The sequence below is a fragment of the Stenotrophomonas sp. Nf1 genome, assembly GCF_003028475.1.
GTDB lineage: Bacteria > Pseudomonadota > Gammaproteobacteria > Xanthomonadales > Xanthomonadaceae > Stenotrophomonas.
On sequence record NZ_PYTV01000001.1, the window covers coordinates 431,507 to 445,578 of the forward strand.

The 14,072-nt window shown below is 67.2% G+C and carries 16 protein-coding genes; 3 read left to right on the plus strand and 13 right to left on the minus strand.

The annotated features are described in order from the left end of the window. Nucleotides 1-8 precede the first annotated feature (8 nt). The 4 genes from C9412_RS02150 to C9412_RS02165 form a co-directional block, all read right to left on the minus strand. The gene (locus tag C9412_RS02150) at nt 9-2,333 is read right to left on the minus strand and encodes a catecholate siderophore receptor Fiu (RefSeq protein WP_107230106.1); all 2,325 of its coding nucleotides are present in this window, start codon (nt 2,331-2,333) and stop codon (nt 9-11) included. A gap of 113 nt (nt 2,334-2,446) precedes the next feature. Continuing rightward, nucleotides 2,447-2,839: a hypothetical protein gene (locus tag C9412_RS02155; protein ID WP_107230107.1), complete on the minus strand. Its 393-nt coding sequence runs from the start codon at nt 2,837-2,839 to the stop codon at nt 2,447-2,449. 203 nt (nt 2,840-3,042) lie between these two features. Continuing rightward, a complete protein-coding gene (locus C9412_RS02160; RefSeq protein WP_061479221.1) occupies nt 3,043-3,375 on the minus strand; it encodes a non-heme iron oxygenase ferredoxin subunit in 333 nt (110 codons plus the stop codon). After that, nucleotides 3,372-3,911 (minus strand): GNAT family N-acetyltransferase, encoded by a 540-nt coding sequence (locus C9412_RS02165; RefSeq protein WP_107230108.1) that lies wholly within the window; start codon nt 3,909-3,911, stop codon nt 3,372-3,374. Before C9412_RS02165 ends, C9412_RS02160 begins: the two co-directional genes overlap by 4 nt. A 212-nt stretch (nt 3,912-4,123) precedes the next feature. Between C9412_RS02165 and C9412_RS02170 the strand changes: the two genes are divergently transcribed. Continuing rightward, nucleotides 4,124-4,774, plus strand: coding sequence for a transposase (locus C9412_RS02170; protein ID WP_107230109.1), 651 nt, complete (start codon nt 4,124-4,126; stop codon nt 4,772-4,774). 90 nt (nt 4,775-4,864) lie between these two features. Here the strand turns inward: C9412_RS02170 and C9412_RS02175 are convergent, their stop codons facing one another. The 5 genes from C9412_RS02175 to C9412_RS02195 all read right to left on the minus strand — a co-directional run bounded on the left by C9412_RS02175 (nt 4,865) and on the right by C9412_RS02195 (nt 10,170). Beyond that, complete coding sequence (locus tag C9412_RS02175; RefSeq protein WP_106549258.1) at nt 4,865-6,121, minus strand: cysteine desulfurase; 1,257 nt, start codon at nt 6,119-6,121, stop codon at nt 4,865-4,867. Continuing rightward, nucleotides 6,118-7,380 (minus strand): Fe-S cluster assembly protein SufD, encoded by a 1,263-nt coding sequence (gene sufD / locus C9412_RS02180; protein WP_107230110.1) that lies wholly within the window; start codon nt 7,378-7,380, stop codon nt 6,118-6,120. Before sufD ends, C9412_RS02175 begins: the two co-directional genes overlap by 4 nt. Next, on the minus strand, nt 7,380-8,144 hold the full coding sequence (gene sufC / locus C9412_RS02185) for a Fe-S cluster assembly ATPase SufC (RefSeq protein WP_107230111.1): 765 nt from the start codon (nt 8,142-8,144) through the stop codon (nt 7,380-7,382). Before sufC ends, sufD begins: the two co-directional genes overlap by 1 nt. Nucleotides 8,145-8,220: 76 nt before the next feature. Next, nucleotides 8,221-9,696, minus strand: a complete 1,476-nt coding sequence (sufB, locus tag C9412_RS02190) for a Fe-S cluster assembly protein SufB (RefSeq protein ID WP_107230112.1) — start codon at nt 9,694-9,696, stop codon at nt 8,221-8,223. Between the two features lie 18 nt (nt 9,697-9,714). Continuing rightward, nucleotides 9,715-10,170 (minus strand): SUF system Fe-S cluster assembly regulator, encoded by a 456-nt coding sequence (locus C9412_RS02195; protein ID WP_107230113.1) that lies wholly within the window; start codon nt 10,168-10,170, stop codon nt 9,715-9,717. 210 nt (nt 10,171-10,380) lie between these two features. Here C9412_RS02195 and C9412_RS02200 point away from each other — a divergent pair, with 210 nt between their 5' ends. After that, nucleotides 10,381-10,848, plus strand: coding sequence for an SET domain-containing protein-lysine N-methyltransferase (locus C9412_RS02200; RefSeq protein ID WP_107230114.1), 468 nt, complete (start codon nt 10,381-10,383; stop codon nt 10,846-10,848). A 72-nt stretch (nt 10,849-10,920) separates the two neighbouring features. Here the strand turns inward: C9412_RS02200 and C9412_RS02205 are convergent, their stop codons facing one another. From C9412_RS02205 to C9412_RS02220, 4 genes are all read right to left on the minus strand, one after another. Further along, a complete protein-coding gene (locus tag C9412_RS02205) occupies nt 10,921-11,517 on the minus strand; it encodes a DUF1439 domain-containing protein (RefSeq protein ID WP_107230115.1) in 597 nt (198 codons plus the stop codon). A gap of 79 nt (nt 11,518-11,596) precedes the next feature. Then, a complete protein-coding gene (locus C9412_RS02210) occupies nt 11,597-12,133 on the minus strand; it encodes a hypothetical protein (RefSeq protein WP_107230116.1) in 537 nt (178 codons plus the stop codon). Nucleotides 12,134-12,189: 56 nt separating this feature from the next. Beyond that, the gene (locus C9412_RS02215; protein ID WP_107230117.1) at nt 12,190-12,498 is read right to left on the minus strand and encodes a DUF3861 family protein; all 309 of its coding nucleotides are present in this window, start codon (nt 12,496-12,498) and stop codon (nt 12,190-12,192) included. Nucleotides 12,499-12,785: 287 nt separating this feature from the next. Next, the gene (locus C9412_RS02220) at nt 12,786-13,184 is read right to left on the minus strand and encodes an HU family DNA-binding protein (protein ID WP_053516661.1); all 399 of its coding nucleotides are present in this window, start codon (nt 13,182-13,184) and stop codon (nt 12,786-12,788) included. A gap of 373 nt (nt 13,185-13,557) precedes the next feature. On the opposite strand from C9412_RS02220, the gene C9412_RS02225 reads away from it, so the two are divergent. Then, complete coding sequence (locus C9412_RS02225) at nt 13,558-13,989, plus strand: OsmC family protein (RefSeq protein ID WP_107230118.1); 432 nt, start codon at nt 13,558-13,560, stop codon at nt 13,987-13,989. The last annotated feature ends 83 nt before the right edge of the window (nt 13,990-14,072 follow it).

Here is a 14,072-nt window from a genome sequence, read left to right on the forward strand (position 1 = left end):
GCAATGCATCAGAAGCGGATGTCCGCGCTGAGCAGGAAGGTGCGCGGGGCACCCGGGGTGTAACGGTAGCCGCTCTTGTTGATGCTGGCCACGTACTGCTTGTCGAACAGGTTGTAGCCGTTCAAGCGCAGCGAGATGTTCTCGTTGATCGCCCAGGACACGACAGCGTCGTACACCACGTAGGATTTGGTGAACGACGGGGTGCCCACCGCACCGTCGGTGCCGCGGTGCATGCCGGCGGCATAGCGCACGCCGCCGCCCACGGTGATGCCGTAGGGCAGGATGTAGCTGGTCCAGCCGGTGAACGTGTCGTCCGGGGTATAGGTCAGGTTGGTGGTGCCGTCGGCGGCCACCTTGGCACCTTCCTTCACTTCGGTGTCCAGATGGCTGTAACCGGCGCTGACCGACCAGTTGTCGGTGAGGCGGCCGACTGCGGAGAGCTCCACGCCCTTGACGCGCTTGCTGCCGGTCTGAGTCGGGTTGCCGGCATCATCCAGCACGGTGGTGTTGATTTCGTTGTCCACGTCGGTCTGGAACAGCGCCAGGTTCACCGCCAGCGCATCGTCCATGAAGCCCCACTTGCTGCCCACTTCGAAGGTCTTGGCCTTCTGCGGGTCCAGCTTCGGGTTGTCGGCGCTGCTGGCCGAGCTGCTCAGCTGGAAGTTGGCACCGCCCGGCGGCTGCTGGGAAATGGCGTAGTTGGCGTACAGGCTGACCGTGTCGCCGACCTTGTACAGTGCACCCAGCTTCCAGTTCAGCAGGGTGTCGCTGGCTTCCAGCGTCGGATTGCGCAGCACGGTACCGGTGGGGTTGCTGCCGCAGGCCGGGCCACCGCGGCCACCGCACACCGAAGCGCTGGCGTACTCGGTCTTGTAGTGGTCGGCGCGCACGCCCGCGGTCAGCAGGAAGCTTTCACCGAAGGACAGGGTGTCGAACAGGTAGGCCGAGGAGGTGGTGGTCTTGCCGTGCGCATCGGCGCCGTTGTGCGCCCAGCTCAGGCCACTGACGTTCCAGTCCGGGTCGTACAGGTTGGCGGCGGGCCAGCTGGTACCGGCCGTAGCGGCCTGGCCGTAGCTGTCCAGTTCCTCACGGGTGAACTCCAGGCCGGCGCTCAGCGCGTGGCCGACCGCGCCGGTGGCGAAGTCCGCGCGCAGGTTCAGCTGATCGGTGAGGATAGTGTTGCGCTGGTCCTTGAAGGTCGGCAGGCTGCGCGCGATGGCGTAGCTGGAGAGGTCAGCCGGGTTGGTATAGCTGATGTTGCCGGTCGGTCGGCCACCCGCGCCGCGCACGCCGGTGCCCATGAAGGCAGTGAGCAGGTAGTCCTGTTCGGTGCGGCCCCAGCGCGCAGTGTTGGTCAGGCGCACGCTGTCGTTGAAATCGTGCTCGAAGCGGAACGTGGCCATCTTCGCGGTCACGTCATCGTGGTCGGCGCGGGTGCCGTAGAAGTTTTCCGGATCGACCGGGTGGCCGGCCAGCGCTTCCAGGGTCGGCTGCGGGGTCCAGCCCGGCAAGCCCAGAGTGGGCACGCCGCCATCGGGCACGTTGTCCTGCTTCACATACAGCAGGTTGAGGTAGTAGCGCGTGGCAGTGCCCAGGCCAAAGGCCAGCGACGGTGCGATGCCCCAGCGCTTGTTCTGCACGTGGTCGCGGCCGGGCTGGTCGCTGTCCTGCCACATGCCGTTGATGCGCAGCGCGCTGGTGGCGCCCAGCGACTGGTTCCAGTCGGCCGTGGTACGGCGCTGCTGGTCGCTGCCCAGCGAAATGCTGGCCGAAGTGGCGTCCTGCAGGTTGGCCTGCTTGCTGACCAGGTTGATTGCACCGGTCGGTGCCGAACGACCGTTGTCGGTGCCGGCCGGGCCCTTGGTCACTTCCACCTGTTCGATGTTGAACACATCGCGCGAGATCGAGCCCAGGTCGCGCACACCGTCCACGTACAGGCTGTTGGAGGTGTCGAAGCCGCGCATGAACAGCGCGTCGCCGGTGGTGGTGTTGCCGTTCTCGCCGGCATAGAAGGTGCCCACGCCGGGGCTGTTGCGCAGCGCTTCGGTCAGCGTGGTGGCGCCCTGCTGGTTGAACAGGTCGCTGGTGATGACCTGGATGGTCTGCGGGGTGTCCTGCAGGCGCTGGGTGAACTTCGGCGAGGCCACCTTGTCAGCCTTGTAGCCGCGGGTGGCGTGCACATCGATCTTGTCCAGGGTGCGCGCGTTGTCGGCGGCTTCGGCGTGGGCCAGCGCGGGAAGGGCCGCCAGGCCGAGGCCGGCGGCAAGACTGGCGGTGGCCAGCGGCAGGGTACGAAGCGGCGAAGCGTGCTTGCGGCTCTTGATCGGTTTCATGGGCGTCTGCAGAGAGGGAACAGGAAGGGGCGGCCGGCGCAGGCGGCGCGGCAGCAGGGCATGGAGCGAAAAGGGGAACGTGCGGATACGACTGCGCAGCGCGCAGCAGAGCGTCAGGCCAGCAGCGCGGGTGGTGCCTGTGAGGGGGGCTGGCGTCGGTCCGGCGCGTGCAGCGCAGGCGCCGGTGTCAGCGTCGCCGGAGCGTCCGCAGGGGCACTCTGTGGGAATTGCAGGCAGAGCCGTCGCAGCACCGGTGGCTTGCCGCCGCGACTGCCATCAGGTTCGGACTCCGCGCGGTGCATGGCCTGTTCGTGCGGCAGTGCATGTGGTGGGGACGCGGGCGCGGCACCCGGGGCGTGCACCGTGTTCATGGCGGCGGTTGCCGTACCACGTCCTTCGTGCAGTGCCGACCAGCCCAGCAGCAGCGTCAGCAACACCGCCACCAGCAGCGGCCACCCGTGGCGGGCGAGCTGGCACAACGCGGCGGTGGGCGCGGGCGAAGCCATGGCGCAGAGGTGGAGTCGTTACGAAGATGTTACGCAGAATAACATAAACGATAATGATTCGCATGTGCGCAATTCGGCGGGCGATCCGGATGGCCCGGAAGGGCTCTGGGGCGCCGCTCAGGACGCTCTGGTAGATCCACCCGGTGGTGGGATGCTCTTCGGTAGGGGCGTCCGAGAGCGATCCCTGTAGGCCGAGCGCTGCCTCAATCGCGGTCGTCGCGGGTCCAGACCGCGTCGTGCTCGCGCTTGACCGGGAACTTGGGCACCGGGGTATAGGCCGGGGCGCACAGGGCGCGGCCATCGCGCACGTCGAAGCGCGCGCCGTGCAGCACGCACTCCACGCTGCCTTCGGCCGTGTTGAACTCGCCCGAGGATAGTTCGAACTCTTCATGCGTGCACTGGTCCTCCAGTGCGTACAGCTCGCCGTCGAGGTTGAACACCACGATCGGGGTGCCGGTCACTTCGTCGAACACGCTCTTCATTTCACCCGGCAGCAGCTCGTTGCCGGCACAGACGAAGGTCCAGGTATCGCTCACGCGGCGGCTCCGGCCAGCGGCTTTTCCAGAATCTCGAAGCGCAGGTCGTCGCGCTTGGGAATGCCGAAGCGTTCGTCGCCGTACGGGAACGGCTTCTTGATGCCGGTGCGGCGGTAGCCGCGGCGCTCGTAGAAGGCGATCAGTTCGTCACGCACGTCGATCACCGTCATCTGCATCACCGGCACGTTCCATTCGCGCGCGGCGTGCGCTTCGGCCGCGTCCATCAGCTGCTTGCCGACGCCGCCGCCCTGCTGGGCCGGGTCGACCGAGAACATGCCGAAGTAGCCCTTGCCGTCGACATCGGCGACGTGGGCGCAGGCCACCAGTTGGCCCTCGCGTTCGGCCAGCAGGATGGTGGAGCGCGGGCGGTCGAGGTCGCCCTGGATGCCTTCGGCGTCGATGCGGGCGCCGTCCAGCAGGTCGGCTTCGGTGGTCCAGCCGACGCGGCTGGCGTCGCCTCGGTAGGCCGAGGTGACCAGGGTGATCAGGGCGGGGATGTCGGCCGACGTGGCGGCGCGGAAGGTCAGGGTGCTCATCGGCCCATTCTAGGTGGGCGGTGGGCGGGCGCAAATGGGGGAGCAGCGTGGGGTCAGAGCCCTTTCGCGATGCGAAAGGGATCTGACCCCGGCGTCTACTGACCCAACGCCAGGCCATGGACCGACTGTCACGGGCGCAGAGCCGGCAGATGCTCGGGGTCAGATCCCTTTGCGCAGCGAAGGGCTCTGACCCCTGTTCCCAGGAGACACCCATGCCAAGGCCACCACGCATCGATGCGCCCGGTTACCCGCAACATGTTGTTCAACGTGGCAACAATCGCCAGCCCGTGTTCTTCACCGATGGCGACCACGTGGCCTACCTGCGCCTGCTGTGTCAGCACGCGGACCAGCAGCACTGCCGGGTCCACGCGTATGTGCTGATGGACAATCACGTTCATCTGCTGGCGACCCCTGATGTCTCCGGCGGGCTGTCGCGGATGATGCAGGCCGTGAGCCGGACCTACGTGCGGCGGGTGAATGATCGGCAGGGCCGCACGGGAACCCTGTGGGAGGGGCGTTTCCACTCGACGCTGGTCGATACGGATCGCTATCTGCTGGCCTGCCAGCGTTACATCGAGCTCAACCCTGTCCGTGCGGGGAGGGTGGCGCGCCCAGGGGACTATCGCTGGTCGAGCTATCGGGCGAATGCGCACGGCAGGCCGAATGCGCTGCTCAAGCCGCATTCGGCATTCGAGCTGATTGCCTTGGATCTGGATGAACGGCGCAGGCGCTATGCGGCGTTCATCGAGGAGGGTATTCCTGCCGCGGATGTGGCGGCGATCCGGCAAGCATTGCAGTCACAGCGACGGTTGGCCGGTTCGCTGATGGGGTCAGATCCCTTTCGCGGAGCGAAAGGGATCTGACCCCGGTGTGCCGGGTGGCGCAGGTGTTATGCGGAGGTGGGGTCAGATCCCTTTCGCGGGGCGAAAGGGATCTGACCCCGCTGTTCCGGCTCAGCCCAGCAGCTTGCGTACCTTGGTCAGCGCGGTCATGAAGCGCTCGATCTCGGCGTGGGTGTTGTAGAACGCCAGCGAGGCACGGCAGGTGGCCGCCACACCGAAGTACTGCAGCAGCGGGTGCGCGCAGTGCTGGCCCGAGCGCACGGCCACGCCTTCCAGGTCGAGCAGGGTGGCCAGATCGTGCGCATGCGCGCCGTCGATCAGGAACGAGACCACCGCTGCCTTCTCCGGCGCTTCGCCGATGATGCGCAGGCCGTCAACCCGGCGCAGTTCTTCGGTGAAGTGCGCCAGCAGTTCGGCTTCGCGCGCTTCCACGTTGTCCTGGCCCAGCTGCTGCAGGTAGTCGGCGGCCACGCCCAGGCCGATGAAGCCGGCGATGTTCGGGGTGCCGGCTTCGAACTTGTGCGGGGCATCGTTGAACACGGTGCCGTCGAAGCTCACTTCCTTGATCATCTCGCCACCGCCGAGGAACGGCGGCATCGCGTCCAGGTGCTCGCGGCGCGCCCACAGCGCACCGGTACCGGTCGGGCCGCACATCTTGTGGCCGGTGATGGCGTAGAAGTCGCAGCCGATCGCGGCGACGTCGACCTTGCGGTGCGGCACTGCCTGCGAGCCATCGACCACGGTGATGATGCCGCGCTTGCGCGCTTCGCGGCAGATCTCGCGCACCGGGTTGACCGTGCCCAGCACATTGGACACATGGGTGACGGCGAGCAGCTTGACCTCGGGGGTCATCGCCGCACGCAGCGCATCCAGGTCCAGCGCGCCATCGGGGGTGATCTCGGCCACGCGGATGGTGGCGCCTGTGCGCTGCGCGACCAGCTGCCACGGCACGATGTTGGCGTGGTGCTCCATGCGCGAAACCAGGATCACGTCACCGGCCTTCAACCGCGGCAGGGCCCACGAATACGCCACCAGATTGATGGCGAAGGTGGTACCACTGCACAGCACCAGGTCGCTGGGGCGCACGTTGAGGAAACGCGCCAGCTTGTTGCGTGCACCTTCGTAGGCGTCGGTGGCTTCGCTGCCCAGCGCATGCACGGCGCGGCTGACGTTGGCGTTGTAGCGGCGGTAGAACTCGTCCACCGCGCCGATCACCTGCACCGGCTTCTGGCCGGTGTTGGCATTGTCGAAATAGACCAGCGGCTTGCCGTGCACTTCGCGCATCAGCAGCGGGAAGTCGAGGCGGACGCGGTCCCAGTCGGGGGCGCCGCTGGGGGTTTCGATCGGGCGCGGGGTGGACAGGTTCATGCCACACCCGCCTCGGCCAGGGCCTTGTCCAGGCGGCGTGCCAGCTGCTCGCGCAGCGCGTCGGGCAGCACCTTCAGCGGCTCGTGGCAGAACGCGGCACTCAGCAGCGCCTGCGCCTGGGCCTGCGGAAGGCCACGCGAGCGCAGATAGAACAGCGCATTGGCATCGAGCTGGCCGACGGTCGCACCGTGTGCGGCCTTCACTTCATCGGCATCGATCACCAGCGTCGGCTGGGTGTCGATCTCGGCATCGGCCGACAGCAGCAGGTTCTTGTTGGACAGGTTCGCATCGGTGCCGTCGGCGCCTTCGCGGATCTGGATGCCACCATGGAACACCACGCGGCTGCGGTTGGCGGCGACGCCGCGCCACAGCAGTTCGCAGCTCGTATCGCGGGCGATGTGGTCGATACCCAGGCGGGTCTCGACGTGGCGGCGGCCAGTGCCGAGCAGCACGCCATTGGCGGTCAGCTGGGCGTTGTCGCCTTCCAGACGCACGTTCAATTCGTGGCGGCTGAGCGCGGCGCCCAGTTCCAGATCGACACGGTGGTACTGCGCATCGCGTGCCAGCACCGCGTCGGTACGCAGGAAGCTGGTCTGGCGCGCGCTGCCAGCCTGCACGCGGGCATGCTTGAGCACGGCATCGCGGGCGACATGGGCGTGCAGCACGGTGTTGTCCAGGTGCGCCGAATCGCCCACGCTGAAGCGGTGCTCGACCACGCCCAGGCTGGCGCCGGCACGCAGTTCGATCAGGTGGCGATGGTGCCAGGCCAGGTCGGTATCACCGGCGACGCTGGCGAACACCAGTTGCAGCGGCGTTTCGACCTGGACGTCTTCGTCGACACGCAGCACCACGCCTTCATCGGCCAGTGCGGCATTGAGGCGGGCGAAGATCTCCTCACTGCGCTCGTAGCGGCGACCGAGGAAACGCACGGCGTCCTCGCCGGCCGCCAGCGCAGCCGACAGCGGCTGCAACTGCACGCCGGCCGGCAGTGCCTGCACATCGCTCAGCGCGGCATCCAGGCGGCCGTTGACGAACACCAGGCGCGGCGCCGGGATGTCCTCCAGCAGCGCGGCATCCAGTCCCGGCGGGGCCAGCGGTGCGGCGGCGAACGCACGGCGCTCCAGCTGGCGCAGCGAGGTGTACTTCCAGGCTTCGTTGCGGGCGGCCGGCAGGCCGTCACGCAGGGCCGCGTCGAGCACTTCGCGGCGCGCATCGCTGCCGCAGAAGGCCTGGGCCATCGAGTCGAGCAGCGCGCTCATCAGACCGCCGCCTCGCGCACCACGCGATCCTTGAGGAAATCGTAGCCGTGCGCTTCCAGTTCCAGCGCCAGTTCCGGGCCGCCGGTCTTGACGATGCGGCCGTCGGCCAGCACGTGCACCACGTCCGGCTTGATGTAGTCCAGCAGGCGCTGGTAATGGGTGATGACCAGGAACGAGCGGTCGGCGGCACGCAGTGCGTTGACGCCGTCGGCCACGCTCTTCAGCGCGTCGATGTCCAGGCCCGAATCGGTCTCGTCCAGGATCGCCAGCTTCGGCTCCAGCACGGCCAGCTGGAAGATTTCGTTGCGCTTCTTCTCGCCACCGGAGAAGCCTTCATTGACGCCACGGTGCAGCAGCTCGTCCTTCAGGTGCAGCACGGCCAGCTTCTGGCGTACCAGCTTGAGGAACTGCATGGAATCCAGTTCGTCTTCGCCACGCGCCTTGCGCTGCGCGTTCAGTGCGGCCCGCAGGAAGTAGGTGTTGTTCACGCCCGGGATTTCCACCGGGTACTGGAACGCCAGGAACAGGCCGGCCGCGGCGCGCGCTTCCGGGTCCTGGTCGAGCAGGTCCACACCGTCGAACTGCACGCTGCCCTCGGTCACTTCATAGCCGTCACGGCCGGCCAGGACATTGCCCAGGGTGGACTTGCCGGCGCCGTTGGGGCCCATGATGGCGTGCACCTGGCCGGGCTTCACGTCCAGCGACAGGCCCTTGAGGATTTCCTTGTCGCCGATGCGGGCGTGGAGGTTTTCGATCTTCAGCATGGTGGGGGTTTCCGTGTGGCGGGCCGTGGCCCGCCGGTAAAGAGAATGCGTTTGCGAGGGGGCAGGGGGCGGGCGATCAGCCCACCGAACCTTCCAGCGAGACTTCCAGCAGCTTCTTGGCTTCCACTGCGAATTCCATCGGCAGTTCGCGGAACACCTGCTTGCAGAAGCCGTCGACGATCATCGACACCGCGTCTTCCTGGCTGATGCCACGGGCGCGGCAGTAGAACAGCTGGTCGTCGGAAATCTTCGAGGTGGTGGCCTCGTGCTCGACGGTGGCGCCCGGGTTCTTCACCTCGATGTAGGGGAAGGTGTGGGCACCGCACTGCTTGCCGATCAGCAGCGAATCGCACTGGGTGTAGTTGCGCGCGCCATCGGCATTGCGGTCCACCTTGACCAGGCCACGGTAGGTGTTCTGGCCGCGGCCGGCGCTGATGCCCTTGCTGACGATCTTGCTCTTGGTACGCTTGCCGACGTGGATCATCTTGGTGCCGGTGTCGGCCTGCTGGCGGTGGTGGGTCAGTGCCACCGAGTGGAATTCGCCCACCGAATCGTCGCCCAGCAGCACGCAGGACGGGTATTTCCAGGTGATCGCCGAGCCGGTCTCGACCTGGGTCCAGGTGACCTTGCTGCGCGCGCCGCGGCATTCGGCACGCTTGGTGACGAAGTTGTAGATGCCACCCACGCCGTTCTCGTCGCCCGGGTACCAGTTCTGCACGGTGGAGTACTTGATCTCCGCATCTTCCAGCGCGACCAGTTCCACCACCGCCGCATGCAGCTGGTTCTCATCGCGCATCGGCGCGGTACAGCCTTCCAGGTAGGACACGTAGGCCTTGTCCTCGCACACGATCAGGGTGCGCTCGAACTGGCCGGTGTGGCCGGCGTTGATGCGGAAATAGGTGCTCAGTTCCATCGGGCAACGCACGCCCTTGGGAATGAACACGAAGCTGCCGTCGGAGAACACCGCCGAGTTGAGCGCGGCGAAGTAGTTGTCGCCGACCGGCACCACGGTGCCCAGGTACTGGCGCACCAGTTCCGGGTGCTCCTTGATGGCCTCGGACATCGAGCAGAAGATCACGCCCTTCTCGGCCAGCTCCTTGCGGAAGGTGGTGCCGACGGAGACCGAGTCGAACACCGCATCCACCGCCACCCCGGCCAGCTTGGCGCGCTCATGCAGCGGCACGCCCAGCTTGTCGTAGGTATCGAGCAGTTCCTTGGGCACGTCGTCCAGCGAGGCGTACTTCGGGCCCTTCGGCGCGGAGTAGTAGCTGAGCGCCTGCAGGTCGATCGGCGCGATCTCCAGCTTGGCCCAGTCCGGCATCGGCATGGTCAGGAAGTGGCGGTAGGCGTCCAGGCGCCACTGCGTCATCCACTCCGGCTCTTCCTTCTTGGCCGACAGGGCACGGATGGTGTCCTCGTCCAGGCCGGCCGGAAGCGAGTCCGATTCGATCTCGGTGATGAAGCCGGCCGAATACTTGCGGCCGAGCTGCTCGTGGATCTCGCGGTTGGGGGTGTCGTCGTGGGCGATGTTTTCGATGGTTTCGGTGGCCATGGGGGGGCTGCCTACGGATCAGGAGACGACGTCGACAGCGATGGTGCGGCGCTGTTCGTCATCGACAAGGGGAAGGGGGGGCAGGATCTGGGCCAGGCTGACATCGCGCAGGGCCTCGGATACCACGTCGTTGATCAGCCGCCAGCTGCTGCGCGCGCCGCACTTGGGCGCCATGCCGCACTGGTGGTGGTCGTGGCTGCATTCGGTCAGGGCCAGCGGCCCCTCCATCGCTTCGACCACTTCAAACAGCGAGATCTCGAGGGCCGGGCGGGTCAGGCGGTAGCCGCCACGCACGCCGCGCAGGCCCTCGACCAGGCCGGCCTGGGCCAGCGGCTTGAGCACCTTGCTGACGGTGGGCGGTTCCAGACCGGTGAATTCGGCCAGTTCGGTGGCACTGAGCACCTCGCCCGGGCGGGCGGCGAGCACGGTCAGCACGACGGTGGCGTAATCGGTGAGCTTGGTGACGCGCAACATGGGGATGCGAGTGGTTCTTAAAGCGGACTGAAATTGTACGCTTTTCTTCGCCGCCATCCAACCCGGGTATTCAGCCGGCGCTGGGGCCTGGCCGGGAGCACACACCGGGGCCGTTGCCGGGGGCGCCATGCTGCGCTACCGGGGTGATTTTCGCAATCACCCGGAATGGGCGAGAATCCCCCTTCCTTTCGCTGCAAACAGCCCGTGCCGATGCCGAAGAAGATCCAAGCCCGCAAGTCCGCCATCCATGGCAACGGCGTGTTCGCCGTGGCCCCGATCAAGCAGGGCGAGCGCGTGATCCAGTACAAGGGCCTGCTGCGCAGCCACGGCGACGTCGATGCCGATGACAGCGGCGATGTCGAAAGTGGTCATACCTTCCTGTTCACCCTCAATGACGACTGGGTGATCGATGCCAACTACAAGGGCAACGATGCGCGCTGGATCAACCACAGCTGCGAACCGAACTGCGAGGCGGTGATCGAGGAGGACGAGGACGGTGACAGCCGCGGCGACAAGGTGTTCATCGAGGCGCTGCGCGATATCAAGGCCGGCGAAGAGCTGACCTACAACTACGGCATCGTGCTGGCCGAGCGCCACACCGCGAAGCTGAAGAAGATCTGGGAGTGCCGTTGCGGCTCGCCCAAGTGCACCGGCACCATGCTGCAGCCCAAGCGCTGACCCGCAACGGGTAGTGCCGGCCGCTGGCCGGCACACACGTGAAAAGGGTGCCGGCCAGCGGCCGGCGCTACCTCATTTGCCGAGGATGCCGGCCGGCACCAGGTTGCCCAGGTTCTGGTTGAAGGTCACTACCAGCTTGCCGTTCTTGACCTGCGCCGACTGCACCTGCAGGGCGCCCAGCACCCCGGCCACGGCCGGGTCCAGCTTGTAGATCGGTTCGCGCTGGGCGTAGTCGCTCAGCCAGGCGTTGAGCAGGCCGCGGGTGCGCGAATCGAGGCGGCCGCCCTGGCTGGCCGGGGTGAAGTCATCCACGCTCGGCTGCTGCAGGTGGAAGCCCTGGGTCTGCGCGTCGTAGCGCAGGCCGCTGCTGAGCTTGACCGTGCCGAGCTTGGCCGGATTGCCGCCGGCGGTGGCCAGCGCCACGTCCATGCCCAGGTTCAAGCGTTCGCCGGCCGGCAGGCTCAGTTGCGGGTGGCTCATGGTCAGCGCGATCAGCCCACCCAACGCATCCTGGGTGCGCGGGAAGCTGCCGTCGAGGTACTGCTGCACATCGCTGGCGCCGACCGACAGTTCGCGGCCGGAAATCGAGGGCGCCGCCTGCGCGCCGATCGCCGCGGCGATCAGTACGGTGGACGCGGCGAGGCGGGTCATCAGGGAACGCAGGCGCATGGTGGTGACCGATGGCGGAATGGATGAAGGACAGAGTAGTCCTGCTGGCTGAATCGTGCGTGCATGCCGTTGCAACGGTTCAGTCCAGCGATGGCCGCAGTTGCGCCGACTGGATCTGCCAGGCGCGCCCATCGGCGCTGGGCTGCACGCGGTACCAGCCGCCGAAGCGGAAGGTGCCGTTGGCGGTGAGTGCGCGCACCTGCACGGGAACTTCCAGCAGCCGCGGTGGCTGCTGGCCATCGCGGGCGATCGGCAGTTCGGTGCTCAGGCGCATGCTGCGCACGCCCTCCAGCTGGCGCAGCGCGGCATCGTCGGCACGGGCGTCGTCGCTGGGAGGGAACGTCCAGGCGGCGTCGGCGGTGGCACGATCGCGGTTGAGCAGCGCCATCACGTAGCGGTCCAGCAGCGCGGCCGGTGGCTCGGCATCGGCATCGACGGCGGCGAACAACGGCGCGATGGCCGGCGCCTGCAGCGCGGGCGGATCGGCTTCAGTGCGCGCCGTGGCGCTGCCCGCGTCGGTGGCGGTGGCAGGTTTGCCCGCAGGGTCCTGTGTGGTGGCAGGCCGGGAACAGCCCAGCAGCAACAGGGGTACGACCAGCAGCAGTTGACGGTACATGCCTGCCTCCTCCCCGAGGCAACCTGAAGGGCGGCAGTGTATCGATTCCCGGGCCGTCAGCGGGAGGAGGGCAGTTGCTCCAGCGCGTCCAGCGCGGCCAGCGTCTGCGCGGCAACGGCGGCCAGTGCGTGGCCTTCGCTGCCGGCATGGCGTTGCACGATGTCGCGCAGCAGCTGTGCTGCGATCACCAGGGTGGCGCGTTCGTCGCCGCCCAGCCCGGCCGTGCGCGGCGCGGCTTCCAGCAGGCGCATCAGGTCGCGGCTGGCGCGATGCTCCAGTTCGATGGTGCAGCGCCCGGTGCACTGCACCCCGTCCTTTTCGATAGGCGTCACCGAGATGCGGTAGCGGGTGGAGGGGCTGGCCATGGGGGATGCTCGCCGTAGCTGTGGAGGATGTGCCAACCATAGGCAAGCAAGCGGCCGGCGGCGACGGCCGGCGCTGCACGCAGTGTTCCACCCGGTACGTTCCGCAGCTGCGGCAGGTGGGACGCGGCCAACAGTGGCGGGCCTGAGCAGGGGATGGCGCAGGCCGGGAAACGCTGTGTTGCGGCCGATGGAGCCACGCGCGGCGGGGTTCCGCGCAGCCGTGGCGCGGGCAAAAAAAACGGGACGGCCAAGGCCGTCCCGTTGCGAACCAGCAGAAGGGTACGCGCTTACAGCGCGGCGTCCTTCAGCTTCTTCAGCGGGCGCACCTTCAGCTTGGTGGTGGCCGGCTTGGCGGCGAACCACTGCTCTTCCTTGGTGAACGGGTTGATGCCCTTGCGCTTCGGCTTGGCCGGCACATTGACGGTGGTGATCTTCAGCAGGCCCGGCAGGGTGAAGGAGCCAGCGCCCTTCTTGTGCACCGAGGAGGCGACTGCGCCTTCCAGCGAGGCCAGCACCGCGCGGACGTCCTTGGCGACAACGCCGGACGCTTCAGCGATGTGTGCAACCAGGCCCGACTTGGTCAGCACTTCCTTGATCGGCTTCGGAGCGGCCGGCTTGGCGGCTGCCTTCGTCGCGACTTTCTTCACTGCCTTCTTCGGGGCAGCCTTCTTAGCGGTCTTTGCCATGGTTTCCTGTTCCGTGAACGGTTGGTTGTTTGGTCGGCGCCGAACCCCGTCGGCAAGCGCAATGTAGGGCAACTCTCGGGCGCCGCCAATAGCCCGAAGCGCGGAAAGTGCATGTTTTTTCATATCCAGGCCGATTCAGTACATGGCCGGTGGTGGGGGATGGGGGCGCTCGGGCACGCCCGGCGGCTGCAGCCCGGAGCAGGGTGAAATGCGCGAAACCACTGAAAACAAGGGGAAAATATGTGGCGGGCTGGTGAGCGGACGTCCATCCGCAGCGCGCGCGCCGGACGCCCTGACTGCGGCGGAGCGACGCAGGACTAACGCGCCGCGTGCGAGGGTGAGTGTTCATCACCACCACGCAGGAGCCGCACGAATGGGAATCTCACGACACGCCACCGCGCACTGGGAAGGCGATCTGAAGTCCGGGAAGGGCCAGTTGAGCACGCCGCAGAGTGGCCTGCTGGACAAGACCCGCTACGGCTTCAACAGCCGTTTCGGTGAGGAAAAGGGCACCAATCCCGAAGAGCTGATCGCCGCCGCGCACGCCGGCTGCTTCACCATGGCGCTGTCGGCCAAGCTTGGCGAAGCCGGGTTCACCCCGACCTCGCTGGATACCGAGGCCAAGGTCGATCTGTCGCTGGAAGGGGGGCCGCAACTGTCGCAGATCCGGCTGAAGGTGAAAGCGGTGGTGCCGGGCATCGACGCGGCCGCGTTCCGTGCCATCGCCGATGACGCCAAGCAGAACTGCCCGGTGTCCAAGGCATTGAGCGCGGTGCCGATCAGCCTGGAGGCCGAGTTGGGCTGAGCGGGTAGTGCCGGCCCCTGGCCGGCAATCGCAGGATGCTGAAGCCAAGGTGGCAGCCGGCCAGCGGCCGGCTCTACCCTCCA